Below are 25233 nucleotides of genomic sequence, written 5' to 3' on the forward strand. Positions count from 1 at the left end.
AGCAAGGGTTTTCCGTTCCGTGGAGAGGCAACTATGCCGCCTAGCTGACCCGCTTAACCGCGATCAGCGCGCCTAAAAACACCAAAGCACTCGGCAATATCGCCATCAACATCGGATTCATGTCGTAAACCAAACCGACATGGCCGGCAATCTTGTCGAAAATGTTAAATGTCATCCCGATCACGATGCCCATCATGATCCGCGCGCCGGTGCTGGTGCCGCGACCGATGCCAATCACAAACGGCGCCGACACCATCAACATCACAAAGGTCACAAACGGGTTGATTAAACGGCTCCAAAATGCCAACTCGTAACTTTGCGACTTTTGATTGTTCTGCTTCAGGAAGTCGATGTACATGAACAAATCGTAAAGTGACAGGTTGTCGGATTTAACGACGGCCACTTTCAACAAATCCGAGTCGATACTGGATTTCCAGTTTTGTTCTGCTTGAGTGCCGGCATAAATTTGCTGCCGATTGATTTCGGATTGTTTGACGCTTTCCAAGCGCCATTGTTTGTCGCCTAAAAACTGCGCATGCTCGGCCTGAGTGATGCGGTTGAGTTTATGTGCATCGTCGACATCGTAAATGCGTACATCGGCCAGCGAGCCGTCGTCGAGAATTTTGCGGACGTTGATAAAGCTGTTGCCTTCTCTCAGCCACATCCCGTATTGCGAGCGCATCACCACGCCGTCGTGCAGCGCCGTGGTTTTCAGCACTTGCGCGGCGCGTTCGCAAGACGGCGCGACGAACTCGCCCACCAGTACGGCAACGCTTACCAACAGCAAGCCTGCCAGCATAATCGTTCTGATAATCCAGGCGATGGATAAACCGGCGCCGCGCATCGCCACAATCTCGCGGTTATTCGCCATCGAGCCCACGACGAACAAGCTACCCAGCAACGCCGCCGACGGTACCAATTCGTAAAATACCCGTGGTGAGGTTAAGGTCAAAAACCATAAAATCTGTTTCAAGCCGTAACCGCCTTGCCCCAAATCTTTTAACTCGTCGCTGAAGCTGAACAGATTGAACAGCGTCAATAACAATATCACCGCAATTAAGGAGCCCTTGACGACTTCTTTGACGATGTAAATGGTCAATACGTTGATCATGACAGCTTCTCCTTAAGACTTTGCGACAACCATTGCCAGCCGTACAAACGCATCAACATTAACAAACCCAAGACCAGTAATAAGGCGTCCACCCAGAAATAGCCCAGCCAGGACGGCAGCGCCCCGCTGATTACCCAACTGTGATTGACCCGCTGCAAATTGCCGTAAACGAAATAAATCCCAAAAGCTACCAGCATACTGCCGTATATACCGCCGCGCGGCGACAGCTTAGCTAAGGGCACTGCCAGAAAAGCCAATAAAATAACCCCTAACGGCGTGCTGAAACGATCCTGTAACTCGGCGACATCGCGCAGTTCCGGAGACAGCCATAAATTCTCGGTAGTAGTAGCCTCGCGGCCCAAATTCAAAATGGTGACCTTTTTTTCGATCAGCACGGCATATTCTTTAAATGTCTCAATGGTGAAGTCCTTGTTACCCGGTACGCCTTGAATCCGTTCGCCATTTTCCAACACCAGATACAAGCCGCCGGGCAAATTTTTCAACCAACCGTATTCGGCGTTTACCACGCCGGCTTTGTCGCCTTGTTTGTTTTGCACGAACACCTTGTGCATGCGGCCTTCGTCATCGACGTTTTCGGTGTAAAAAATCAACTCGCCGTCGCTGTACTCGCTGAAGCGGCCGGCAGCGATGCCGCGAATATCGGCATTTTGTTTATCCTGATGCATCAACTGCTCGGTTTTGGCCTCCGCCCACGGCGAAGCCAGCATCGATAGCGCCATACCCGCCAGACTTAACGGTATGACCAGCATGAATATCGCCCGATAAATGGTAAACACGCTGCCGCCGGCCGAGGAAATTGCCGCCATCTCCTGCTCGCGGTACATGCGGCCCAATACCATCAATACCGCCATGAACAGCGCGGCGGGCAGGAAGGTGGTCGTGGCGACGACGATTTTCAAACCCAATAAGGTCATCACCGTATCGTTGGCGATATTGCCCTCGATAGCTTGCGCCAATACCTTGATAAATTTACGGCTGACGATGATCACCACCAACACGACCAACACGGCGCTGACGGTGTGAAACAGCTCCTTGATTATCATTTTATCCAGCACCGTCAACAGCCGGAAAGGCCGGCCCGCGCTGGGTAATCCTCGCTCAATGCTCAACAACTCACTCCTAATTTCTAAGGTATAATCGAACCACAGACCGCTGCATCCGGCGCAACCCCTCAATCCCAGATACTTACAGACTACTCTCATGGACTATTCTATAGAAAGCTCACCCTTAGACAAACTGCAAAGCGACTGTCTGCTGGTCGGAATCTACGAAAATCAACAACTCAGCCCGGCGGCAACCCAACTGGACAGCCAATTCGGCGGTTTGTTGAGCAAATTAATCGGCCGCGGCGACATCAGGGGCAAAAACGCCGAAACCCTAATGATCAATAACCTGCCCGACGGCAATATCGCCCGCATCGTGCTGCTCGGGTTTGGTGAGCGCGGCAAGGTCACGCGCAAGCAATACCGTAAAGCTTTGGCGGCTGCGATTAAAATCGTCAAGGACAGCAAAGTCAGCGCCGCCAGCTGCGCACTGCTGGATATAGACGTCAACGGTGCGGATAGCCAATGGAAAGCCCGCCAAGTGGTGGAAGTATTTAACGATGGCCTGTACCAATACAGCGCCACCAAAAAAGTCGACGACAAAAATCCGCTGCAAAAGCTGGCTGTAGTGGCCGACGATAGTCAACAAGGTTTGGCCGAATCGGGTCTGCAACAAGGCATCGCCATCGCCAGAGGCATGGAACTGGCTAAACACTTGGCCGACCTGCCCGGCAATATCTGTACGCCTACTCACCTGGCCGAACAAGCCCTGGCTCTGGCCGGCGAGCACGACAAACTCACCTGCGAGATTTTGGAAGAAAGCGACATGGAAGCCCTGGGCATGGGCTCCTTTCTGTCGGTATCGCGCGGCAGCCGCCAGCCTGCTAAATTGATTTGTCTGGATTACCAAGGCGGCGACAGCAACGCCAAACCCATTGTCTTGATCGGTAAAGGTCTAACTTTCGATGCCGGCGGTATTTCCTTGAAACCCGGCCTGGGCATGGACGAAATGAAATACGACATGTGCGGCGGCGCCAGCGTGTTGGGTCTGGTGCGCATGGCGACATTGTTGAATCTAAAACTAAACATCGTCGGCTTGATTCCTGCCTCGGAAAACCTGCCGGATGGCGCGGCCAACAAACCCGGCGACATCTGGACCAGCATGGCCGGCAAAACCATCGAAATCCTGAACACCGACGCCGAAGGCCGCTTGATTTTGTGCGACACGCTCACCTACGCAAAGAAATATAACCCGGATGTGGTCATTGATATGGCGACCTTGACCGGCGCCTGTATCGTCGCCTTGGGCCGGGTACCGAGCGGCTTGTTCGGCAACGACGACAAACTCTGCAACGATTTGCTGAGCGCCGGCGATGCCGCCTGCGACTTGGTGTGGCGCATGCCGATCTGGGAAGAATATCAGGAGCAACTAAAATCCAACTTCGCCGATCTGGCCAACATCGGCGGCCCGGATGGCGGCAGCATCACGGCAGCGGTGTTTTTATCCAAATTTGCCGAAGAATACCGCTGGGCGCATATCGACATCGCCGGCACCGCTTGGCGCACCGGCGCCAACAAAGGCGCCACTGGCCGGCCGGTCCCGCTGGTAAGCCAGTATTTGCTAAACCGCGCCTCGGCTTAAGACCGAGCGTAACAGAGGCTTTCGCGGTGATCCGGTGTCGCGAAAGTCCCTGCTACTTTCCGCAGGCTTAAAACGACATGACCGCCCCCAGTCATTCGCCATCCCTCCCCGAAGTCGGCTTCTACGTGCTGGCGACCCATGACCAGCAACAACGCCAGGATTTCGCCTGCAAGCTGATCGAGAAAATCTACCGCAGCGGCCATTTTCCCTATGTGCTGACCGACTCGGCGGAGCAAGCCGAGCAAATCGATAAAGCCTTGTGGACCTTCCGGGCCGGCAGTTTTATTCCGCACCAAACCTATCGCGGAGAAATCCCGGCATTTACCAGCACCATCCTAATTGGTGGCGAAAACATTCCTGAGGGCTGGCAGAAAATCGTCGTCAACCTGTCTAGTTTGTACCCGCCGACCACCGCCCCGACCGAGCGTATCCTGGAAATATTGGACAACAGCGAAGCGTGCAAACAGGCCGGCCGCCAGCGTTACCGGCATTACCAGCAAGCCCAACTGGCGATTACTACCCACAAAATGTAGGGTGGTCACGTGGCGAACTAGAAAATGCAACGAGGACTTCGCCCCGGTTATCGCCAACCAAAGCAAAGCTTAGAAAAGTGGAATCCCAATTTGTACAACGCATCCGCCCTCTCGCGCCATGAAAAGTAAAACGCTGATTGTTGCCGCCTTGCTTATAGCTGTCACCGCACTATTTCTCTATGGCCGCCGCCCGCAGCCGGTGGCAGTGGAGGCTTACACTTTGGCGGAAGGCGAGGTGCGGGCGACGGTAGCGAATACCCGGGTGGGTACGGTCAAAGCGTGTCGGCGGGCCTATCTGGCGCCGGCAACCGGCGGGCAAGTGGCGCAGCTGCGGGTTAAGGAGGGCGACAAAGTCAAGCAGGGTCAGGTGTTATTGGAGGTGTGGAACCAGGACTTAAAAGCCCAGGTTGAACTGCAAAAAGCCCAGATCAATGCCAGCCGAGCCAGCGCCGAACAAGCTTGCCAATTGGCCGGTGGTGCGGAGCGGGAAGCGGCCAGGATGACGCAATTGCAAAAACACAAAAACGTGGTGTCTGTGGAGCAAGTCGATAAATCAGTGACGGGCGGCAAGTCGCAGCGCGCGGCATGCCGGGCCGCGCTGCAAGCCATTGAGGTGGCGGAGGCGCAATTGGGCGTGGCGGAAGCGGCGGTGCTGCGTACCTTGGTGAAAGCGCCGTTCGACGGCACGGTGGCGGAAGTGAATGCCGAATTAGGCGAGTTTGTCACGCCATCGCCGCCGGGGATTCCAACCTTGCCGCCCATTGACTTGCTGGATGTCAGCTGTTTGACCGTTTCCGCGCCTATCGATGAAGTGGATGCTGCCAGCATCAAGACCGGCATGAGTGCTTGTGTGTCGCTGGATGCGTTTCCAGATAAGCGTTGTTCCGGCATTGTCACCCGCGTCGCGCCCTACGTGTTGGAAAAGGAAAAACAGGCGCGCACGGTGGAAGTGGAAGTGACCTTGCGCGATCCCAAAGATCTCGCGGAGCTGTTGCCGGGTTACAGCGCCGACATTGAAGTGTTGCTCAGTCAAAAAGAACGCACACTGCGTTTGCCGGCCGAGGCGATTCTGGAGAATCATCGCGTATTGTTGATAGACGCAGACCATGTATTGCATGAACAGAGCTTCCAGCCTGGTTTATCCAACTGGAGTTTTACGGAAGTACTGTCCGGGCTGAAAGCGGGCGATCAGGTAGTGACGTCGGTTGGCAAGGAAGGCGTGGCGGCCGGCGTAACGGTCCGTGTCAAGCCATGATTCAGCTCAGTGGCATTCGCCGGGTATTTCAGGTCGGCGAGCAGACCGTACAGGCTTTGAACGGGATAGACCTGTCTATCGGGCCCGGCGAATATGTGTCGGTGATGGGGCCGTCAGGATCGGGCAAATCGACGCTGTTAAACATTGTTGCGCTGCTTGATCAGCCCTCGGCCGGTCAATACTTATTAAACGGCACCGATGTCACCCGGCAAAGCGATGACGAGTTGGCGCGGATTCGCCGCGACAATATCGGCTTTGTGTTTCAGTTTTTTCATTTGATCCCCAGGCTCACCGCAGCCGAAAACATCGAAATGCCGATGATTTTGGCCGGGGTCGATAGTAAGCAGCGCAAGCGGCGGGTGTTACAGGCGCTGACGTCCGTGAGTTTGCTGGAGCGTGCCGAGCACAAGCCCAATCAATTGTCCGGCGGCCAGTTGCAGCGCATTGCCATTGCCAGGGCGATGATCATGCAACCCGGTATTTTGCTGGCCGACGAGCCGACCGGCAATCTGGACAGCCAATCCGGTCGGGACATCATCGAGCTGCTGGAGAATTTAAATCAGCAAGGTGTGACGTTAATCATCATCACTCACGATCAAAATATCGGCGGTAGAGCCAAGCGGCAGTTGCGCATTGTGGACGGCCGTTTGGCGGACGGCGCGGTTTAGTTTTTCATTTAGAACGGTGCTAAAAAAGCTTGGCGGCGATAACTTTGTCGTTAGAGTTTTCCTGGTTGTGCGATACTGTCAACAGAGTTGACACGCCAGTAGGCTGAGGAGGGATGATGGAGCGATATAGATTAAGTTTTTGTAATGCCATCAAGCTGGATGAGGACTTGGCGGAGTTTATTGTCGATGAGGGAGTGGAGCTCAACTTGGCGCTGGTGGACGAATATCATGCTTGGATCGTGGCGCATTTGCAGAGGCCCTATCTGCTGCTGGTGCACAAAGTAAACGCCTACCACTATGACTTTGCCTCGCAAACTGCTATGGGTACTTTGCTTGGTATTAAAGCGGCGGCATTTGTGGTGTATACCCATATCAGTCAGCTAACCACCCAAGTTATGCTGTCAATGCCGCGGGATGCCGATTGGGTTTATCGGATTTTCAATAATCGTGACGATGCGTTGATGTGGTTGGGAATGCAGCGGGAATCGAACGATCACGACGGAAAAATTTTAAAATCCACCTCCAAGTCATTAATTCGTTAGAATCTGTGTCTTTAGCCACAGATTGGGAAATTTTTTGTGACTCAGCTCAAATATCGTTCTATTTTTACGCCAGCCAGCGACGTGCAACGGCAGGAAAATTTTGCTGATTATTGGCTGTTTACCCAACAACATGGCGGTGAGTTATTGGAAGCGGACCGGGATTTGGCAAAAAAACGCGAACGATTGGCGTATTTTCAAAATAATCCGGTGCACTTGCACAAGCCTTTGGCAGACCCGGAGGCGTTTTATCGCAATTATGTGAAGATGGTGGATGACCCCAAGTCCCTGGACAAGCTGACTTTGTTACTCTGCGGTATCTATAAATTTGCACGTCACGAGTGGGTGGGTATTAAAGGTGCTTGGGATGTGGTGCCGGATATGGCTAATTCGCATAGCGTGGAAGACAAAATTTCCCGAGTGCATCTGGCCGAAGAGTTTTGCCATTGGCGTTTGTTTGATGAAATGCTGAAAACCTGCGGATTAGAGCGGGTGGTATGGGAACCGTTGACCCCGTTTAAGGAAATGATCTACGAACAATTTCCGAAGTTGCCGGGGGTATTGATGGATACGCCGGCCTTCGTCACCGAGTTAATGGGCGTCAGCTTCTATTGCCATTTGTATCCGTTATTCGACGAGTTATTGGCCGACGAGCCGGAAGTTAGAGATCGTCTGAAAGCCTTGCTGGACGAAATCACCATCGACGAAGTCGCGCACGTCGGGCAACGCCGTAATTTCATCGGGCCGTTGGGTATTAAGATTGCCCGCTATCTGGTTAAGCCGTTTTACATACTGTTTTATCAGGACATTCCGGAAGTGGGCGAATTATTCGATGTCAAGCAAATGATCGCTCACGGCGAAGCGTTTGATTTTAATCAATTGCCGGACTACATGGTCGCCCGCAGTTGGGTTCCTTCTTATTGCAAGGTTGCCGCTTAAAAACGGGTCTCGAAAGCGACTGCCAATTCAGCAATGACATACCTTTGGTCAAGCGTTGCAAGCAACTCGGTATCTGAAGAACAGGCGTTTAGCCAGTTTGGCTTAACGCAGAAACGGCAACATCACCCCAAACACCAAAATCAGCGTAGTGCCGATCAGGGCCGTTTGGCCGGGAATTTGTTCGAATAGCAAGACGCTCCAGGCTAAGCTTAATACCGGGGCCAAATACCCTATGGAGCTCACCAAGGCTGCTGGCGCGGCTTGATAAGCCCGAGTCATATAATGTTGCGCGCCGCTGCCCGACACGCCTACCAGGAGCAATAAGCCCCAGCTTTCCGCCGAGCCCGGCAGGCGATAGCCATACCGCGCAAAATAAATGCCGTGTAACGCCAAGCCCACCAGGCAAAAATAGAAAATTACCGTTTGCGGGGTATTGCTGCGCCCGGCACGCGCCACCATCAAATAGGCCAGCGCCGACAACAGGCCGGCCAGCAAGGCCATGGCTTGTCCGAATAAGTTGTGGCTATTTTCGAAATCAAATAGCAGCGATACCCCACTGAACGAGCCGATAATGGCCAGCCAAACCAATAGCGAGTTTTTTTGGCCCAAAACCAGTGGCCCTAACAACATGACGAACACACCGCTGCTGGCGGTCAGAAATGCGCTCTCGCCGGGGCCGATGCGGACGATGGCCGCAAACGACAGCATCAAGGCCGTGCTGCCGAACAAGCCGCGCAACCACAGCGAGGGGCGGGCGTCGCCGAACAGGCCGAGCAGTCGGCCGCCGATCAGCGCCGGAATTGTCAGGATCAAGAAATTGGCCAGGATGCGGATAAAGCTGATCATGCTGGGCGGCAAGCCGGTATCGAATAGGCCGATGGCGTATGCGCCGGCGTTCATGACCGAAAACAAGACACAAGCGACCAGCATATAACTCAGACCGAGGCGGCTGTTAGGCAGCGGCAAGATAGGCGTGGGAGTTTGGATGGTTTGCGGCTGATTAGTGTCGGCGGGCACTGGTGGCTTGGCTTAAGAGCGTCGGTAAGGGCGAATAGGTTGAGGATAGGGCCGTATCGGTTCGGCCTGACGGCTTGCGAGTCCAAAATGCACATCATTGCGCCGGCTACCGACGCATGGATGGTCAGCGTCGCGGGTATATTAACCTCTTAAGGTTTAGATGTGTGGTTTTTGGCGATACTGCGGGGGGATATGCCGAAATATTTGCTAAAAGCAGTGCTGAAATTGCTGGCGTGATTGTAGCCGACATAGGCGGCGGCAACATCGATTTGACAGCGGCTGGATTCTAATAACTGATAGGCGGTTTTCATGCGAATATCTAATAATAAGCCATACGGCGTCGTATTAAAAAAGTGATGAAACAATTGTTTTAATTTAAATTGATTGGTGCCGACACGTTTGGATAATTCGGCAACCGATGGCGGGTTTTTATATTCATTTAACAGAATGTTATGCGCGGCTTGGGCAATGGATTGGTCTTTTTTTGAAAAGATCGGCGATGTCTTTCGATTATCTTGCCATAGATGGGTCATTTCCGCGGCTAATATCGACAAGGCTTGACCGTGCATAAATACATGTCTTGCCGGATTATTCGGGTCGCAATTTAATAGCTGTCGCGTGGCTATTAATGCCGTATTTGAAATGGGTTTATAACTTATTAAACTAATGCCGTTCTTATTAAAAAATCGCGTTGCGGTATTTTCGCCGAAGTATCGACTCAACCAAGATTTACTCATCGAGAACCGCACTTGGGCCATTGGATTATTGGCTTGATATTGGCGCTCGCCAATACTGGAGCTGAATGCGGTGATCGACGTATAGCCTTCATTAAAAGTAATTTCCTGGCCCTGCGCATCAACGAATCGCGATTGCCCTTGCATGCCCAAAGTCACCACCAGGCGAGGGTTGTGCTGATCCATTCGGGTCAGAATAGCTAGATCCTGACTGGGCTGATAATGGGTTTCGATATAGTTCAAGTCTGGGTCGAGAGGAAATAATGTCGAGTAGCCTTTGCCTATGTCATCCGGCAGATACTCAGTCAGGCAGTTGCCTTGCTGGCGGGATTGCAATTCGTCGTTTTTGATGCGCCAGCGTCCCGCCGTTTTCTTCGTCATGGAAATCCCTGTGTTGGTACTAATAAGCAATTTTTATTTAAACTATGTTATTTGGCTTAATTAATGGTTGCTAAATAGGCCGCTGAGTTTTTTTGGATGAAGTAGTCGAAAATTCGGATATTACCGGCTGCTACTTATAGCATAAAAAATATTACTTTTAGCATATGAAAGTAACTCAGGCGGTTGCGAGTGATTCGTTAAAATCAGCATTGTGATAAACGCTTTCCATATTCGAACATTCAGCGATAAATGTTCAGTGGATAGGGTTTTATATTTGCCGAATGTTGACTGGAATGATCATGAAATACGCCGTGCCGCCCTTACTGAATTTACCCAAATCCTTGCTGGTTTTTTTTGCGCTACTGCAAGCCGGTACTGCCGTCCTGGCAGGGGAAAAGACTGACCAGCTCGATTCCACCGAGGTAGTCGCCAACCCTGTTATCGAAGAAAACCACGTTGACGAGTTCTCCGGCGTATCTGCGGTCGTCACTGAAGAACAAATCCGCGACCAAAATGCATTGGATCTGGCGTCGGTCCTGAAAAGAACGCCGGGCGTGCAGATCTCGCGTTACAACCCCGTCGGTGCGTTCGGCGGCGACCAGGGCGGTGCGGTGGCGATTCGTGGCCAGGGTGCCGGCCGGCCTGGTAGCGAGATCAAGACCTATATCGACGATATTCCTATGTATATGGCTACCTGGAACCATCCTTTGCTGGATTTGTTGCCCGTCAACGGCATGCAATCGATTACGGTTTACAAGGGCCCGCAGCCAGCTATCAACGGCAACAATTTCGGTTCTATCAATCTGCAAACCAAGGCTGCGGCGGAGGACGGTTTGCACGGTAGCGGCCGATTGTCCGGCGGCTTTTTCGGCACGATTACCGAGCAAGCCGATGTGCAAGGCAAGTACGGCGATTTCGATTTCTCGTTGGCGCAAGGCTACGCCAAATCAGACGGCCACCGCCAAAACGGCTACGGCGAGTTACGCAATGTGATGGGAAAAGCCGGCTATCAGCTAAATCCGCAATGGCGCTCGGATGTGACGTTTCTCTACGCGGATAACCGAGCCGGCGATCCGGGACAATACGGGGTAACGCCGCCTATCGGCGAGTACGATACGGTTGCGGGTATGGTCGCCGCCAGCGTCAGCCACGCGCACGGCGATTGGCAGGGCAAATTTACTCTCTACCATAACGGCGGCGACGGTAACTGGTTGAGACAAAATACCTACTTCACCGGCTTTGCCGACAACCGCTCGAATCTGCTCAGTCAATACAGCATGGACGGCTTTCGCTGGAAAGAACAGTTTTCGCCCTGGCAGGGCGGCACCTTAACGGCTGGGATAGATAACGAGTGGCTGAACGGTAAAGTGACTAACTTGGGCAGCCAGACCGGCAACCAAGTCTATCAATTCGCTACCCCCACTTTTAGACTCACCAGTCCTTACCTGGCCTTGAGTCACGACATGGTGCTGAGCAAAGACTGGGTGATGGTGCCGTCTATAGGTGTGCGCTTTTACGACCATAGCCATTACCAATCCAAAGCCTCGCCGCATGCCGGCTTGTCATTTGTCTCCGATGATTTAACCGTGTTCGGCAACGTCTCAAACGGCGTCAACTATCCCGGTATTGACGCGGCGGCTAACTCAGGCGCCTTGTCGAACGTGCCGTTAAATCTATTTTCCGGCGGCTTTTTGCCGAATTTTTCAGCCGATGGTTGGCAAAACTTGTCGCCGGAAAACGTCGATCATGCTGAAGTGGGTTTGAAAGCTTCGCCCTTTAAAAGTACGCAAATCGATCTGAGCTTTTTCATCGATAACGTCAAGAATCGCTACGTGTTCGATTTAACCCAAGGCGCTTATATCAATTACGGCTCGTACTGGATGCGTGGCTTGGAAGCGTCGGTAAAACAAGACTTGATCGCCGACTGGAGTCTATTTGCCGGATTGACGCTACTCAACCCCAGTATCCCAAATTTGCCCTACACCCCGGAACAAGCGGTGACCGCCGGCATCAACGGTCCGATTGGCCCGTTACGTTTTTCCTTCGATCTGCAATATCAATCAAGAACCTGGGCGTTGAACCGCGCCCGGAATGTCGCCGAGGTGAATAACCAACGTGTTGAAGCCTTTACTGTGGCGAATACCCGGCTGGCCTATCCGATTGCCGAGTTAGGCAAAAAAGGCGAAGTGTTTGTCAGTGTGGAAAATTTGTTCGACAAGCGCTATGTCTATCGCCCTGGTTATCAAATGCCGGGTATTTGGGGGCAAATCGGTATTGCCGCCAGCTTCTAGGCGAGTTAATCCATATCCACTCGACAGCGCCGGCTTTTGCCGGCGCTGCTTTTTTGAAATAGCCATGAAATCTCAATCTAGTTTAAAGCACTGCTACCGATTACTCTTGGTTTTGCTGTTGACGTTGCCGGGCAGCGTCGCCTACGCCCATGACCGAAATTTGCTCATCGCGGCAGCGCGGGTTTTCGATGGCTATACGCTCAGAAGCGATGCTGCGGTGCTGATAAGCGAAGGTAAGGTCGTCAGGATAGACAGCCGGGAAGCGTTTAACGATAGCGATGCGTCTCGGCTTGAGCTAGGCGATGCCACCTTATTGCCGGGCTTTATCGAATTGCACGCGCATCTTAGCTACCAACACGTACCGGCTGATACCGTGCTGCGCCATGGCATTACCACAGTGCGCGATGTCGGCGGGCCGCTGCATCAGCCTTACGGCGGCGACGGCAGCTTAAGACTGATGACGTCCGGGCCGATTATCACCGCCCCGGCAGGCTATCCGATCTCTAACTTGGGCGAAACCGACATTGCCATGCCGGTAGCCGACGCGCAGCAAGCGCGGCAAGCGGTGCGTAAACTAGTGGCCGGCGGCGCGGTAGTGATTAAAGTGGCGCTGGAGCCCGGCGGCGAAGCGGGCGCGCCTTGGTCTGGCGGACACACGCATGCACATTCCCACGCCCCTCACAGTAAAACCCACGATAAGCCCCGTAGTTGGCCGATGTTAGCACCGGCGGTGTTGGCGGCCATTGTCGATGAAGCCCATCTACTAGGTCGCCGGGTGGCGGCGCATCTTGCCGAGCCCAAAGGTGCGCAATTGGCCTTGGATGCCGGTGTCGACGAATGGGCGCACGCGCCCTGCGACAGCTTGCCGGACGCGCAATTGCAACGGGCCGCGGCGCAACAAGTCAGAATCGTCGGTACCATCGATACCTTGTCGAAATGTCCGGGCGTGAGCAGCAATGTCAGGCGCTTGGCCGAGTTGGGCGCGGAGTTTTTATATGGCGCGGAAATCGCCCACCCTGACATTCCCTGGGGCATAGATGGGCAGGAATTACTGTACTTACAACATCTGGCAGGTATGGCGCCGTTGGACGTACTGCGGACCGCAACCGCCAAAGCCGGCCAATACCTAAATGTGCCTTTACTTGGCAGCTTATTACCTGGCGCACCGGCCGATCTGATCGCGGTAAGAGGTGATCCGACGCAAAAGCTTAAATTGTTGGAATACCCTGATTTAGTGATGTCCGGCGGCAAGCTGATAATCAATTACTTCGAAAATTGATCGGTCCCGGTTCTATAGTGGCTCTGCTCAGCCTCTGGAAAACCAAAGTTCAAGGCTCTAACCCCGAGGTCTATGGAGTGCGTGCGTTTTAGCTGGGTATTTGTTGGCGGTTCCGGCTAAACTGCCGGCTAAGCTTGCTACCCAATCGCCATGCTCAGTAAAGACTTACTTCTTCAGGCCGGCAAAGCCATCCAGACTCAACCCCTGCGCGCCGCACTGATTATTTTGGCGATGAGCATAGGCGTGGCTGCCGTGAACGTGTTGACTGCATTGGGCGACAGCGCCCGCAATTATGTGGTCCACGAATTCGAATCGTTGGGCACCCATCTGCTTATCGTCTTGCCCGGCCGCACCGAAACCACTGGCGGCCACCCGCCCCTGTTCGGCGAAACCCCGCGCGATTTGACGCTGGACGATGCCGCTGCCTTATTCCGCAGCAAGCACGTCGCGGCGATTGCCCCGGTCAGTATCGGCTCCGCGCCGGTATCGGTTGGCGGTCTGGAGCGGGAAACCAATATCATGGGCTCCACGCATGCCTTGCTGCGCGTGCGGCATCTCACCATGGCCCAAGGCCAGTTTCTGCCGGAGGCCGACGCGGATAAGGAAATCTCGGTGTGCGTGATCGGCAAAAAAATCAGCGAGGAATTGTTTGCCCATCAGCAAGCGGTCGGGCAATGGCTGCGCATCAACGACCGGCGGTTTCGGGTGATTGGTGTGTTGGCTAAGGAAGGCCAATCGATAGGCACCGGCTTTGATGAACTAGTCATCGTACCGGTGGCTTCCGCGCAAGCCTTGTTCGACAGCCATTCCTTGTTTCGGATTTTAATTGAAGCCCACTCTGAAGCGGCCATGTATAAGGCCGTCGACGAGGTCCGCAATATCATCAAATTGCGACACGAAGGCGAGGACGATGTGACGGTGATTACCCAGGACAGCGTGGTCAATACCTTCGATAAAATCCTCACCGCGTTGACTTTTACCGTGGCCGGTATCGCCGCGGTCAGTCTGGCGGTGGCCGGGGTGTTGGTGATGAATGTGATGTTGGTCAGCGTCAGTCAACGCACTGCCGAAATTGGCTTGCTGAAAGCCTTGGGCGCCACGCAAAGCCAACTGCAACGCTGGTTTTTATGCGAAGCGGCCTTGTTGTCGCTGGCCGGCGCGCTGGTCGGCAGCGTACTCGGTCAGTTCGGTATTTTGATCTTGCAGTGGTTGTATCCGAACTTTCCAGTTGCTCTACCGATTTGGGCCAGAGTGTCGGCCTTGGCCGTCGCTTTAGTAACGGGGCTGGTTTTTGGGGTGTTGCCGGCTCGCAAGGCTGCGCGACTCGACCCAGTCGCGGCTTTGGCGAGGCGCTGAGATGATCTGGCTGGATTTAGCCAAGCTGGCGTTACGCAGCATCAGCAGCCATAAGCAGCGCTCTTTACTCACTGCCTTGGGCCTGATCATCGGCATCGCCGCAGTGGTGATTTTGACCTCCATCGGCCGCGGCATTCATAGTTTCGTGTTGGCGGAATTTACCCAGTTCGGCACGCATCTGATCGCGGTTTATCCCGGTAAAACCACCACCTTTGGCTTGTCCGGCGCCACCATCAGCACGGTGCGGCCTTTGTCCACGGCCGATGCCGCCAGCCTGGAAAATCTCGATCACGTGTTGGCCGCCATGCCCATGGTACAGGGCAATGCTCGGATCGAGGCCGGCAACAAACAGCGCCGGGCCAATGTGTTTGGCGTCGGCGCCGCCTTGCCGCAAGTATGGCAATTAAAAGTCGATAGCGGCCGCTTTTTACCCGACGACGGTTTGGATAATCCGCGCGCGTTCGCGGTGTTGGGCAGTAAGATGCGCACGGAATTATTCGGCAATACCCATCCGCTGGGGCAACGGATTCGCATCGGTAGTGACCGGTTTCGGGTGATCGGGGTGATGCAGGCTAAAGGGCAGATGCTGGGTTTTGACCTGGACGATACGGTGTTCGTTGCCGCCGGCAAGGCCATGGAGATGTTTGATCGGCAGAGTTTGATGGAAATCGATCTGCTATACAGCAGTGAGACCAGCGCGGAAACGGTGGAGCAAGCCATCAAACGCCGCTTGATAGCGCGGCACGGTGCCGAGGATTTTACGATAGTTACCCAAAACCAAATGTTGGAAAAAATGGATTCGGTATTGAGTGTATTGACCTTGGCGGTGGCGGCGCTGGGTAGTATCTCGTTACTGGTGGGCTCGGTCGGTATTCTTACCATCATGACCATCGCCGTGTCGGAACGGGTATCGGAGATTGGTTTGTTGCGGGCTATTGGTGCCGAGCGTGGCATGGTGTTTAAGCTGTTTCTCGGCGAAGCGATGTTGTTGAGTCTGGTCGGCGGTTTCGGCGGCGTTTTATTGGGCGTGGCACTGGTAAAACTCGCCGCTGCTTTCGTGCCGGCATTACCGGTGCAATTGGCCTGGAATTACATCGTTGCCGCTTTTGCGATTTCCTTGTTTATCGGCGTTGCGGCCGGTGTGGTGCCGGCCATCAAGGCCGCTAGATTGAACCCGCTGGAAGCGTTGCGGGCGGAATGAGCTATGCCCGCTGTAAAAAATGAGGGTAATCAGGGCCTCTGTCAGCGTGGCGAATGGATTCGGCCAAGTTGGATTCTGGGCTATGCTTATCAGCATTGGTAGCCAATGTTTTTCAAGAGGCCTTTATGCTGAATATTAGTAATTATTACGAGCGATTGGTGATAGACCGGCTTTGGAAGCTTGCTGAGCAGGCCGACGAGCCTTTCAGTCAAGCGTTTCAGGAAGACGTGGCCTGTCTGGCGCTGAACCAATTACCGCCGTGTTATGTGCGGAACACCATCGATAAGGGTATTAATGTCAGCGAGCAGCAATATCAGGAGATGGCCGGTGCTGTCGATCTGGCGGTGGAGCAGGCGATACAGCAGGTTTTGCGCCGGCCTCGCGAACACCGCAATGATTGAGTTTTTGCCCTTAACCTTTGACGTCGCCGATTCGGTAAAGCCATGAAAAACGCTTTGATTTTTTTACTAATAGCTGGCGGTTTACAGGCTTGCGACTCGACACCCGTCGGTAAATCCAGCCAGCCTACAGCAGTCCAGCCGCCGCTGGCTGATGCAATCAAGCAACCCATGGATCAGGCCAGGGATGCGGAAAAGCAAATTTTTGAAAGCGCGGATCGGCAGAAACAGCAGGCAGACGAGATGTAAGGTGGGGCAGAGATTCGATAACCGATGTTATTGAATCTCTGCCGCCAATTACCCTGCCGCTGGCGCGAGCAGGGTGGGTTGGGCTTACTTAAATTTAGGGCAGTCGAGATAGTCGGGATGTGCGGAAATAACCACGGCAACCCGGTGATTCTGATCCGCCGTGTTATCGGGGCCACCCGCTTCGCCGATTGCTTTGGAGACCAGTTGCGAGGCTCTGGCACCGTTTTTAATCAGCAGTTCGGTAACGGATTTGGCCCTTCTTTCCGATAAGGCTTGGTTAGCCGCAGGTTTACCCACTGTGTCGGTGGAAGCAGTGACCGTCGCTGTCGCATCGGGATGGTCGTGTAAAAAGTGACCGATATGGCTGATGGTGTCTTCCTTGGTTTTAAACGGCACATGGCTGCCGGTTTTAAAGTAGGCCACGGTTTCGTGAATGGTTTCCACGTGATGGTGGTTTTGCGAATGGACTTCGGTCAGCCATTGGCAATACTCTTTTTCCGAGGCCAAAACGTGTGCCGCGGCCGACTTTGCGGCCTCTTGCGCTTTCAGAGTCTCGTCGATGTTCCAGTAATAATCGTTTTGCCAATGTTTCAACACATGATTGGCGGTTTTCAAGTCCTGTTCAGCCGCTGAAGCATGGAGCAAAGCTTGGCCGTAATGACCTTTGGATGCAGCATCAATCTCAGCGCTGAGCCCGGCCACATCCTTTTTCGGAGTGGAACAGGCGGCCAGCGACAGAGCCATAACGGCAAGCGGGATGTATACGTATTTTTTTGTCATGATCTTATCCTCAATATCGAGCGGTATCGTCCGCGTTACTTGCCATGATCCAGCGTGTCGGTATAGCCGTGATCCAGCGGGCCGAAATGAGTCCAGTAGCCGGGGTAATGCAGACCGAAGTAACGGGTATCTTCGCTAAAACGATCCCAGACGTAGGGCGGAGAGATAAATTCATCGGTGGGAATCGGCGAGGCAATCAGCTCCGCTACGCCTATTACGGTGCGGCTGACGGTGTGAGCTACGCCACGCAGCAGACCCCAACTTGAACCCAGCAGAATGTTTTGGTCGTGAGTGATGTTGACCACGTTTTTAGGGATTTCAATAAAACTGAAGGTGGTGTTAGCAAAGCCTTGGCTAACTCTGGAAGTGAAACCTGCCAGATAACCCGGATGGTTTTCGTCCGCATTTGCCATTTGGCTGGCCAATAATGCACCTGACAGCAAACAGGTGGTGAGGAATTTATTTTTATTCATGTTAGATACTCCCGTGGTGTTACAAATTTAATTCTACGTAGCATGCCTAAGCATAGCAGCAGAACGCCGAAAACACTGGAAGTTGGACAGTAACGCACGGCGCGGATAAATGCAAATACCTTATGAAGCCAGGTGTTTGTATTGGCCGGCTGGCAAGCTAAAGTTATCGGGCGTCGATTTCTACGCGATTTCGGCCGTTTTTCTTGGCGCGGTAAAGGGCGTCGTCGGCTGCTTGAATAATGGCTTCCAGGGAGGTGTCGGCCATTATCCGGCACGAGCAGACGCCAATCGACAGGGTGGTCGGTATGGGCTGATTTTGGTGTTGAAACGCATGCCGCATCACCGTCAGTCTGATGCGCTCCGCCAAGGTGGTTGCAGCATCGCTGGAAATATCCCGCAACAACATGATGAATTCTTCGCCGCCGTAGCGGGCCAGGAAATCCTCCTGGCGCATTTCCGCATTCAGGATTTTCGCCAGTTCTTTAAGGACCTGATCGCCGGCGAGATGGCCGAAATTGTCGTTGGTGCGCTTGAAATGGTCGGCGTCGCACATCATCACCGTTAATCGGGTTTCGTTGCGTTTACAAAACGACAATTCCTGTTGCGCGCGCAGCATGAAGGCGTTGCGGTTCAGAATGTTGGTCATCGCATCCAGATTCGCCGCCGCGTATAGCGCCTGTTCGGATTTGGCTTCGTTGGCGCGTTTGTAATCGATTTTTAAGTAAGTGTCGCCCAACAGGATTCGGTCGAGTAATTCGAGTTTATGTTTTGCGACCCGCTTGCCATTGACGTAGGTGCCGTTGGTGGAGTTTAAGTCTTCCAGCAGGATATGCCGGTTTTGTACCCAGAGCCGGCCGTGGCGCCGGGAGACCTTAGGATCGGGAATCAGAATGTCCACGGCCGGTTCGCGGCCCAACACATGCTGATGATGGTGCAATTTGTATTGCTTGCCTTGATCGCTACCGGATAACACCACCAAATACGGCTCAAGCTCCGAAGTGTCACGACTGTTTTCGGATAATTTGCCGATTAAGGTGTTGGACAAGATTAACTGAGTTTTGTCGGGAGGCGTGGTCATCGGGCGAGTCCTAATCATCTCCTGGCTTGGGTAATGAAATATGTTTTTGGGGGTTACTCGGGCAATTGCGAGATTATCTTGTCGATCAGGCGCGCTGTAAGAAACCTCCTACAGGGGTCAGTTTCGCAGATAGGCGGATGGCTAGCAAGGGATGTGAGCACGTGGCCAAACGATTTGATGCCATGTTCAGCGTGGTGCGGTAAGAACTGCTCAGCAGAGCCGAAGCGCGTGGCTTCGGCTCGAGCAATGGTTAAGCGAAGGCTTTTTTGAAAAACTCCGGCATTGCCAGACTGGCTTTGTGGATGTCGCTGTTGTAATAAACAGTCTCAAAACCCTTGTTGACCGCGTCCTGCTCGCGGAACTTCGACAAGTCGGCTTTGCTGGCCATCGTCGCGCTCCACCAGCCGGATGGATAAATGCATTGCGGGAAGAATACGGTTTGGAAGTTTGCAAATCCGCCTGCTTTCATTTCATCGCGCATTTCCTTGAGAATTTTCATATGTAGCAGGGCTGATTCGCTTTGTTGCACGACGATACCGCTCTCACTCAACGCTCTGAAGCAATCCTTGTAAAAATCGGCGCAGAACAAGCCCTCAGCAGGGCCGACAGGATCGGTGCTGTCGACGATGATGATGTCCACGCTATTCGGCGCGGCTTCCTTTACCCATTTGATGCCGTCGATGAATTTCAGGTCGGCGCGCGGATCGTTGTTGGATTCGCACAACTCCGGAAAATAGATTTCCGCCAAGCGGGTGACGCGCTCGTCGATGTCGATTTGCACGGCCGATTCAACGCTGGGATGTTTCAATACCTCACGCAGGGTGCCGCAGTCGCCGCCGCCGATGATCAACACGTTTTTCGGGTTGGGATGGGTGAACAACACCGGATGGCTGATCATTTCGTGATAAAAGAAATTATCCCGAGTCGAGACCATGGTGCAGCCGTCGATTACCATCAGATTGCCGAACTGTTCGGTTTCGTAGATTTCCAGAAACTGAAATTCGGATTGCTCCTCGTGCAGTTTGCGTTTGATTTTTAACGAGAAGGCCGAACCGGAAGGCTCTTGGGCTTCGCTAAACCATTGATCGTCGAGCATGGGAAAGTCCTATAAAAAGTCATATAACGTTCATCATTATACTTTAGAATTTCTACCTCTTTATGACAGTTAGGATACCGCGCGTGCCGACACAACCCTGGTCGATTGAACAATCCAAACAGCTTTACGCTATCCAGCAATGGGGTAACGGTTATTTTTCAATTAACGACCAAGGCCATGTCTGCGTGAAGCCGCAAGCCGATTGCGCGACCGAAATCGATCTGTTCGATATTGCCCAGGCCTTGCGGGGCAAGGGCTTGAACTTCCCGGTGCTGGTGCGGTTTACCGATATTTTGTGCGACCGCATCCGCCAGCTGCAGCAGGCCTTCGACCAAGCCAGAGCCGCGAACCATTACAGCGGCCATTACACGCCGGTCTATCCGATCAAGGTCAATCAGCAAGGTAATGTGGTGGAAAGCATCGTTGCCGCCGAGCATATCGGCCTGGAGGCCGGCAGCAAACCAGAGTTATTGGCGATTTTAGGCTTGGCCAAACCTGGCGGCACCATCGTCTGCAACGGTTACAAGGACCGGGCTTATATCCGCATGGCGTTGATGGGCCAATTAATGGGCTTGTCGGTGTTCATTGTCATCGAAAAGCCGTCCGAGCTGGAGATGATCATCGAAGAAGCCGCTAAGCTACAAGTCACACCGTTGATCGGTTTGCGGGTGCGTTTATCGACTATCAGCGCCGGCAAATGGCAGAACAGCGGCGGCGAGAAATCCAAGTTTGGTTTGCACGCCAGCGAAGTGTTGCAACTGATTGCCCGTTTGCAACAAGTGGACATGCTGCACTGTTTGCAGTTGATGCACTTTCATATGGGTTCGCAGATTGCCAATATCCACGACATCAAATTGGCCTTGAAAGAAGCCGGCCAGTTTTACCTGCAATTGCATCAGCTTGGCGCAAACATTACCACGGTCGATGCCGGCGGCGGCCTGGGCGTGGATTACGACGGCAGCGGTTCGCGGCGGGAATGTTCGATCAACTACAGCGTCAACGAGTACGCGGAAAACATCGTCCGCGCCTTTGCGGACGTGGCTCAGCAGCACGGTCTGCCGCAGCCCAATATCATCACCGAATCCGGCCGGGCCATCACCGCGCATCATGCGGTGTTGATTACTAATGTTACCGAAGTTGAAAGCCTGCAAGGTGCGGCGACGGCGGTGACCATCAGCGGGCAAAATATCGCCGAGGCTTATCACAATGCCCAATTCAACATGGCTGAAGCCCGTGCCCAGTTCGTGCAAGGCGATTTGTCTTTGACCGAACTGGCCGAAGCCGAAAAGCACTATGTCAGTTTGTGTCAGCAAATTCAGCGCAAGTTGAACCTGGATAATCACCATCACCGCGAAATTTTGCAGGAGCTGGATGAAAAACTGGCGGACAAGGTGTTCTGCAATTTCTCCTTGTTTCAATCGATGCCGGACATTTGGGGTATCGATCAGATTTTCCCGATCATGCCTATTCATAATCTGCAGCAGCAACCCAACCGGCGTGCGGTCCTGCAAGACTTAACCTGCGATTCGGATGGCCGTATCGATCAATACGTCGATCATCAGAACATCGCCAACACCATGCCGCTGCATAGCATTGCCGAAGATCAGGACTATCTGATCGGCTTTTTCATGGTCGGCGCCTATCAGGAAATTTTGGGTGATATGCACAATCTATTCGGCGACACGCATTCGATTAACGTGCAGTTGGACGAGCAAGGCTATATTTTCGGCGACTTCATGGAAGGCGAGGATGTCAGCGAACTGCTGGATTATGTGCATATCAATACCGAAGCGTTAAAAACCGCCTACCGGCAAAAGTTGGGCGTCAGCGGATTAACGGCTGCGCAAAAGCAGGCTTTCGAGCAGGAACTGTTGGCCGGATTGAATGCTTATACCTACCTGGAAAAATAGCTAAGGCGATAGAAGGATAGATAAGGGTGCTGCGCCCCAGGCGCTTAAAGGATTGAGGGCGAGCATGAAAATAGTTCTGATGGTTGTGGCATTGCTATTCGGTGGTATGGCTTGTAATAAATCAAAGCCAGCCTTAAGCAAGCTGCCGGATAACGCCGTCATTCTGGCCTTTGGCGATAGCTTGACTTATGGAACCGGTGCTTCGGCCCAGCATGATTACCCCAGCATACTCACGCAACTGACCGGCCGCGAGGTCATTAATGAAGGCGTTCCTGGAGAAATCAGCAGTGCAGGCCGGCAGCGTTTACCGGCATTGCTGGATGAACATCGGCCCGATCTATTAATTTTGATACACGGCGGCAACGATATTTTGCAACAAATCGCGGCGGAGCAAACCCGCGATAATCTGAAAGCCATGATAGCCGAAGCCAGGCAACGCCATATTCCGGTCGTAATGTTGGGTGTGCCGGCGTTTGGGATCGTGTTTTTGCACAGTGCGAAAGTTTATGAAGAGCTGGCTGCATCTGAAGGCGTGCCGAGCGATCTGGATAGTTTGCCTAAGATTCTGGCAAATAACGAGCTTAAGTCGGATACCGTCCATCCTAATGATAGGGGGTATCGGCTTTTGGCGGAAAATGTTGTCGCGTTATTACAAAAACACGGAGCGTTATAATCGCCCGCACGGTCTGTTAGGACCCAACTAAGACGCTATAATGGCCCAGACAATATTACGGGGGATATAACATGCGGGTAGGCTTGATCGGATTGGGGGCAATGGGCCTAGGCATGGCGCGTAATCTTGCCAAGGCCGGCTACTTAACCGCGATTTATAACCGGACCTTTAGTAAAGCCGAGGCATTGGCGGCGGAATTGCAAGTCCAGGCTTGCGAGACTATCGAACAACTGGCCGGTCAAGTCGACGTCGTGTTGATCTGTGTGTCGGCGGATAAAGACGTATTGATGGTGGTGGATGCAGTCGCTAAAACCGTTCGCCCTGGTAGTGTGGTGGTGGATATGTCCACGGTCAGCAGTGAAACAGCGATTGTCGCGGCGCAAAAACTTGCGGAGAAGAATGCCGCATTTCTGGATGCGCCAGTGTCCGGCGGCGTGGAAGGCGCCAACAAAGGCACGTTGGCCATGATGGTCGGTGGCAGTGCGCAAACCTTGGAGCTGGTTCGGCCCGTGTTGGCGGCCATGACCGCACGTATCGAACACCTGGGCGATGTCGGTGCCGGGCAAGCCTGCAAGGCAGTGAACCAGATTATGTGTGCGGGGATTAACCAAGCGGTGACCGAAGCTTTGGCGTTTGCGGAAGCGCAAGGTTTGCCGATGGACAAAGTCATTGAGGTCGTCAGCGGCGGGGCGGCTGGTAACTGGTTTTTACAGCATCGCGGCAAGAGCATGACGCAACACCAATTCCCGCCAGGATTTAAACTGGCGCTTCATCATAAAGACTTAAAAATAGCCCAGCATATGGCGCAGCATGCCGGCGTAGGTTGTCCGCTAACCGTCGCCACGCTGGCGGATTATGCCAAACTGATGGCCAAAGGTTATGGCGACGAGGATATTTCCGCGTTGTATCGATTAAAACAGAAACGATCTTCCAATTAGTTTACAAGGTGTAACGATGAAAATTACGGTGTTTGGCAGTGGATATGTGGGTTTGGTGACGGGCGCCTGTCTGGCCGAAGTGGGTAATCAAGTGCTGTGCATGGATGTCGACCAGCGCAAAATCGACCAACTTAAACAAGGCATCATCCCGATTTACGAACCGGGTTTGGATGAAATGGTCAAGGATAATGTCGCCGCCGGCCGCTTGAGCTTTACCACTGATGTTAAAGAGGCCGTGGATTTTGGCTTGTTTCAATTCATCGCCGTTGGTACGCCACCGGACGAGGACGGTTCGGCCGACTTGAAATATGTGTTGGCAGTGGCGAAAAGCATCGCCGAACACATGAGCGATTACAAAATCGTCGTCGATAAATCCACCGTGCCGGTCGGCACTGCCGACAAAGTCAAACAGGCCATCAAGGATGTATTGGCCGAGCGCAGTCAGGAATTGGAGTTTGACGTCGTCTCCAATCCGGAGTTTTTGAAAGAAGGCTCGGCACTGGACGATTTCATGAAACCGGACCGCATTATCATCGGCACCGACAACCCTAGAACCGCCGAATTGTTGAAAGCGCTGTACGCACCGTTCAACCGCAGCCGGGAGCGGGTCATCACCATGGACATCCGTTCCGCTGAACTCACCAAATACGCCGCTAACGCGATGCTGGCCACCAAAATCAGTTTCATGAACGAATTGGCCAACCTTGCGGAGCGATTGGGTGCGGATATTGAAAACGTCCGGCACGGCATAGGCTCCGACAGTCGTATCGGTTATAGCTTTATTTATCCTGGCTGCGGCTATGGCGGCTCCTGTTTTCCGAAAGATGTGAAAGCGTTGGAACGCACCGCGCGCGATTACGGTTATCAAGCCGAATTGCTCAGTGCGGTGGAAAACGTCAATGACCGGCAAAAGCACCGTCTGTTTGAAAAAGTTTCCACGCATTATCCGAACGGAGTGAAAGGCAAAACCTTTGCCTTGTGGGGCCTGGCGTTTAAACCCAACACCGACGACATGCGCGAAGCACCCAGCCGGGTATTGCTGGAAGCCTTGATTGATGCCGGTGCCACAGTCCGAGCCTACGACCCGGAAGCAATGGAAGAAGCGCACCGTATTTACGGCGATAAAGCCGGATTGGTGTACTGCGCCAAGCAGGCGGACACTCTAAGCGACGTGGATGCATTGATCATCGTCACCGAATGGAAGCAGTTCCGCAGCCCGGATTTCGACGATTTGGGTCGCTTGTTGAAAGACAAGGTGATATTCGATGGGCGGAATATGTATGAGCCGAGGTTGGTTAAGCAGTTTGGGTTGCAGTATTACGCGATTGGACGGTAACTCTCTCCCTCTCTTGCAGGAGAGGGGCGGGGTGAGGAGAATTAAAATCATGCCTCATTGTTTTTCTTGGAAGGTGTCGCTGGCGCGACGGCTTTAATTTAATGTCGGGTCTCGGCCCGACAGCCGAGGTACTTTCTTTTGCTCCGCCAAAAGAAAGTACCCAAAGAAAAGGCGGCCCGGATGCCGCTTATTCCCTGCGCTCCTCGCTTTTGAACGGGGTCGCCGAAAGGGGCTTCCTGCCCCTTCGGCAACGCGATGCATCCCTGCATCGCCCCTACGGGCTGTTCCGTTC

Annotated in this window: 24 protein-coding genes; 16 read left to right on the forward strand and 8 right to left on the reverse strand. The window is 53.3% G+C overall.

Annotation, left to right across the window (positions count from 1 at the left end):
* Positions 1 to 40 precede the first annotated feature (40 nt).
* Both lptG and lptF read right to left on the reverse strand, forming a co-directional pair.
* Entirely contained in the window at positions 41 to 1108 is a 1068-nt protein-coding gene (lptG, locus tag DDY07_RS20500) for an LPS export ABC transporter permease LptG (protein ID WP_171697852.1), read from the reverse strand.
* Complete coding sequence (gene lptF, locus DDY07_RS20505; RefSeq protein WP_171697249.1) at positions 1108 to 2241, reverse strand: LPS export ABC transporter permease LptF; 1134 nt, start codon at positions 2239 to 2241, stop codon at positions 1108 to 1110. Before lptF ends, lptG begins: the two co-directional genes overlap by 1 nt.
* Positions 2242 to 2332: 91 nt before the next feature.
* Here lptF and DDY07_RS20510 point away from each other — a divergent pair, with 91 nt between their 5' ends.
* The 6 genes from DDY07_RS20510 to DDY07_RS20535 all read left to right on the forward strand — a co-directional run bounded on the left by DDY07_RS20510 (position 2333) and on the right by DDY07_RS20535 (position 7751).
* On the forward strand, positions 2333 to 3817 hold the full coding sequence (locus tag DDY07_RS20510) for a leucyl aminopeptidase (RefSeq protein WP_171697250.1): 1485 nt from the start codon (positions 2333 to 2335) through the stop codon (positions 3815 to 3817).
* Between the two features lie 77 nt (positions 3818 to 3894).
* Complete coding sequence (locus DDY07_RS20515; RefSeq protein WP_171697251.1) at positions 3895 to 4350, forward strand: DNA polymerase III subunit chi; 456 nt, start codon at positions 3895 to 3897, stop codon at positions 4348 to 4350.
* Positions 4351 to 4468: 118 nt separating this feature from the next.
* Positions 4469 to 5605 (forward strand): efflux RND transporter periplasmic adaptor subunit, encoded by a 1137-nt coding sequence (locus DDY07_RS20520; protein ID WP_171697252.1) that lies wholly within the window; start codon positions 4469 to 4471, stop codon positions 5603 to 5605.
* Positions 5602 to 6273 (forward strand): ABC transporter ATP-binding protein, encoded by a 672-nt coding sequence (locus DDY07_RS20525; protein ID WP_171697253.1) that lies wholly within the window; start codon positions 5602 to 5604, stop codon positions 6271 to 6273. The genes DDY07_RS20520 and DDY07_RS20525 overlap by 4 nt, the downstream gene beginning before the upstream one ends.
* A gap of 116 nt (positions 6274 to 6389) precedes the next feature.
* Positions 6390 to 6815: a hypothetical protein gene (locus tag DDY07_RS20530; RefSeq protein ID WP_171697254.1), complete on the forward strand. Its 426-nt coding sequence runs from the start codon at positions 6390 to 6392 to the stop codon at positions 6813 to 6815.
* Between the two features lie 36 nt (positions 6816 to 6851).
* Complete coding sequence (locus DDY07_RS20535) at positions 6852 to 7751, forward strand: hypothetical protein (RefSeq protein WP_171697255.1); 900 nt, start codon at positions 6852 to 6854, stop codon at positions 7749 to 7751.
* A gap of 102 nt (positions 7752 to 7853) precedes the next feature.
* On the opposite strand, the gene DDY07_RS20540 is transcribed toward DDY07_RS20535, so the two are convergent.
* Positions 7854 to 8768 (reverse strand): DMT family transporter, encoded by a 915-nt coding sequence (locus DDY07_RS20540; protein WP_319961635.1) that lies wholly within the window; start codon positions 8766 to 8768, stop codon positions 7854 to 7856.
* 149 nt (positions 8769 to 8917) lie between these two features.
* Positions 8918 to 9883 (reverse strand): AraC family transcriptional regulator, encoded by a 966-nt coding sequence (locus DDY07_RS20545; RefSeq protein ID WP_171697256.1) that lies wholly within the window; start codon positions 9881 to 9883, stop codon positions 8918 to 8920.
* A 299-nt stretch (positions 9884 to 10182) separates the two neighbouring features.
* On the opposite strand from DDY07_RS20545, the gene DDY07_RS20550 reads away from it, so the two are divergent.
* From DDY07_RS20550 to DDY07_RS20575, 6 genes are all read left to right on the forward strand, one after another.
* Positions 10183 to 12174, forward strand: a complete 1992-nt coding sequence (locus DDY07_RS20550) for a TonB-dependent receptor (protein ID WP_171697257.1) — start codon at positions 10183 to 10185, stop codon at positions 12172 to 12174.
* 64 nt (positions 12175 to 12238) lie between these two features.
* Positions 12239 to 13453 carry an amidohydrolase family protein gene (locus DDY07_RS20555; RefSeq protein WP_171697258.1) on the forward strand — a complete coding sequence of 405 codons (1215 nt, stop codon included), beginning with the start codon at positions 12239 to 12241 and terminating at the stop codon, positions 13451 to 13453.
* Positions 13454 to 13603: 150 nt separating this feature from the next.
* Positions 13604 to 14809, forward strand: coding sequence for an ABC transporter permease (locus DDY07_RS20560; RefSeq protein ID WP_171697259.1), 1206 nt, complete (start codon positions 13604 to 13606; stop codon positions 14807 to 14809).
* Between the two features lies 1 nt (position 14810).
* Positions 14811 to 16010 (forward strand): ABC transporter permease, encoded by a 1200-nt coding sequence (locus DDY07_RS20565; RefSeq protein WP_171697260.1) that lies wholly within the window; start codon positions 14811 to 14813, stop codon positions 16008 to 16010.
* Between the two features lie 125 nt (positions 16011 to 16135).
* Positions 16136 to 16411 (forward strand): late competence development ComFB family protein, encoded by a 276-nt coding sequence (locus DDY07_RS20570; RefSeq protein WP_171697261.1) that lies wholly within the window; start codon positions 16136 to 16138, stop codon positions 16409 to 16411.
* A gap of 42 nt (positions 16412 to 16453) precedes the next feature.
* A complete protein-coding gene (locus DDY07_RS20575) occupies positions 16454 to 16657 on the forward strand; it encodes a hypothetical protein (RefSeq protein WP_171697262.1) in 204 nt (67 codons plus the stop codon).
* A gap of 84 nt (positions 16658 to 16741) precedes the next feature.
* On the opposite strand, the gene DDY07_RS20580 is transcribed toward DDY07_RS20575, so the two are convergent.
* The 4 genes from DDY07_RS20580 to speE all read right to left on the reverse strand — a co-directional run bounded on the left by DDY07_RS20580 (position 16742) and on the right by speE (position 20084).
* Complete coding sequence (locus tag DDY07_RS20580) at positions 16742 to 17437, reverse strand: OmpA family protein (protein ID WP_171697263.1); 696 nt, start codon at positions 17435 to 17437, stop codon at positions 16742 to 16744.
* 35 nt (positions 17438 to 17472) lie between these two features.
* The gene (locus tag DDY07_RS20585; protein WP_033156807.1) at positions 17473 to 17910 is read right to left on the reverse strand and encodes an exosortase system-associated protein, TIGR04073 family; all 438 of its coding nucleotides are present in this window, start codon (positions 17908 to 17910) and stop codon (positions 17473 to 17475) included.
* 163 nt (positions 17911 to 18073) lie between these two features.
* Positions 18074 to 18988 (reverse strand): GGDEF domain-containing protein, encoded by a 915-nt coding sequence (locus DDY07_RS20590; RefSeq protein WP_171697264.1) that lies wholly within the window; start codon positions 18986 to 18988, stop codon positions 18074 to 18076.
* Between the two features lie 250 nt (positions 18989 to 19238).
* Positions 19239 to 20084 (reverse strand): polyamine aminopropyltransferase, encoded by an 846-nt coding sequence (speE, locus tag DDY07_RS20595; protein ID WP_171697265.1) that lies wholly within the window; start codon positions 20082 to 20084, stop codon positions 19239 to 19241.
* 62 nt (positions 20085 to 20146) lie between these two features.
* Here speE and speA point away from each other — a divergent pair, with 62 nt between their 5' ends.
* The 4 genes from speA to DDY07_RS20615 all read left to right on the forward strand — a co-directional run bounded on the left by speA (position 20147) and on the right by DDY07_RS20615 (position 24941).
* A complete protein-coding gene (speA, locus tag DDY07_RS20600; RefSeq protein ID WP_171697266.1) occupies positions 20147 to 21994 on the forward strand; it encodes a biosynthetic arginine decarboxylase in 1848 nt (615 codons plus the stop codon).
* Positions 21995 to 22058: 64 nt separating this feature from the next.
* On the forward strand, positions 22059 to 22667 hold the full coding sequence (locus DDY07_RS20605) for a GDSL-type esterase/lipase family protein (protein WP_171697267.1): 609 nt from the start codon (positions 22059 to 22061) through the stop codon (positions 22665 to 22667).
* Between the two features lie 71 nt (positions 22668 to 22738).
* Positions 22739 to 23605: an NAD(P)-dependent oxidoreductase gene (locus tag DDY07_RS20610; protein ID WP_171697268.1), complete on the forward strand. Its 867-nt coding sequence runs from the start codon at positions 22739 to 22741 to the stop codon at positions 23603 to 23605.
* A gap of 16 nt (positions 23606 to 23621) precedes the next feature.
* Positions 23622 to 24941 carry a UDP-glucose/GDP-mannose dehydrogenase family protein gene (locus tag DDY07_RS20615; RefSeq protein ID WP_171697269.1) on the forward strand — a complete coding sequence of 440 codons (1320 nt, stop codon included), beginning with the start codon at positions 23622 to 23624 and terminating at the stop codon, positions 24939 to 24941.
* Positions 24942 to 25233: the final 292 nt, after the last annotated feature.

Origin of the sequence: Methylomonas sp. ZR1, assembly GCF_013141865.1 — a bacterium.
Taxonomy (GTDB): domain Bacteria; phylum Pseudomonadota; class Gammaproteobacteria; order Methylococcales; family Methylomonadaceae; genus Methylomonas.

Bases quoted from the DNA above. Each gene is read 5' to 3' on its own strand.
- speE (WP_171697265.1), bottom strand. From the start codon at position 20,084: ATGCTCGACGATCAATGGTTTAGCGAAGCCCAAGAGCCTTCCGGTTCG.
- DDY07_RS20555 (WP_171697258.1), top strand. From the start codon at position 12,239: ATGAAATCTCAATCTAGTTTAAAGCACTGCTACCGATTACTCTTGGTT.
- DDY07_RS20550 (WP_171697257.1), top strand. From the start codon at position 10,183: ATGAAATACGCCGTGCCGCCCTTACTGAATTTACCCAAATCCTTGCTG.
- DDY07_RS20545 (WP_171697256.1), bottom strand. From the start codon at position 9,883: ATGACGAAGAAAACGGCGGGACGCTGGCGCATCAAAAACGACGAATTG.
- DDY07_RS20610 (WP_171697268.1), top strand. From the start codon at position 22,739: ATGCGGGTAGGCTTGATCGGATTGGGGGCAATGGGCCTAGGCATGGCG.
- DDY07_RS20560 (WP_171697259.1), top strand. From the start codon at position 13,604: ATGCTCAGTAAAGACTTACTTCTTCAGGCCGGCAAAGCCATCCAGACT.
- DDY07_RS20590 (WP_171697264.1), bottom strand. From the start codon at position 18,988: ATGACCACGCCTCCCGACAAAACTCAGTTAATCTTGTCCAACACCTTA.
- DDY07_RS20520 (WP_171697252.1), top strand. From the start codon at position 4,469: ATGAAAAGTAAAACGCTGATTGTTGCCGCCTTGCTTATAGCTGTCACC.
- DDY07_RS20510 (WP_171697250.1), top strand. From the start codon at position 2,333: ATGGACTATTCTATAGAAAGCTCACCCTTAGACAAACTGCAAAGCGAC.
- DDY07_RS20515 (WP_171697251.1), top strand. From the start codon at position 3,895: ATGACCGCCCCCAGTCATTCGCCATCCCTCCCCGAAGTCGGCTTCTAC.
- DDY07_RS20530 (WP_171697254.1), top strand. From the start codon at position 6,390: ATGGAGCGATATAGATTAAGTTTTTGTAATGCCATCAAGCTGGATGAG.
- speA (WP_171697266.1), top strand. From the start codon at position 20,147: ATGACAGTTAGGATACCGCGCGTGCCGACACAACCCTGGTCGATTGAA.
- DDY07_RS20580 (WP_171697263.1), bottom strand. From the start codon at position 17,437: ATGACAAAAAAATACGTATACATCCCGCTTGCCGTTATGGCTCTGTCG.
- DDY07_RS20565 (WP_171697260.1), top strand. From the start codon at position 14,811: ATGATCTGGCTGGATTTAGCCAAGCTGGCGTTACGCAGCATCAGCAGC.
- DDY07_RS20615 (WP_171697269.1), top strand. From the start codon at position 23,622: ATGAAAATTACGGTGTTTGGCAGTGGATATGTGGGTTTGGTGACGGGC.
- DDY07_RS20585 (WP_033156807.1), bottom strand. From the start codon at position 17,910: ATGAATAAAAATAAATTCCTCACCACCTGTTTGCTGTCAGGTGCATTA.
- DDY07_RS20570 (WP_171697261.1), top strand. From the start codon at position 16,136: ATGCTGAATATTAGTAATTATTACGAGCGATTGGTGATAGACCGGCTT.
- DDY07_RS20575 (WP_171697262.1), top strand. From the start codon at position 16,454: ATGAAAAACGCTTTGATTTTTTTACTAATAGCTGGCGGTTTACAGGCT.
- DDY07_RS20605 (WP_171697267.1), top strand. From the start codon at position 22,059: ATGAAAATAGTTCTGATGGTTGTGGCATTGCTATTCGGTGGTATGGCT.
- DDY07_RS20525 (WP_171697253.1), top strand. From the start codon at position 5,602: ATGATTCAGCTCAGTGGCATTCGCCGGGTATTTCAGGTCGGCGAGCAG.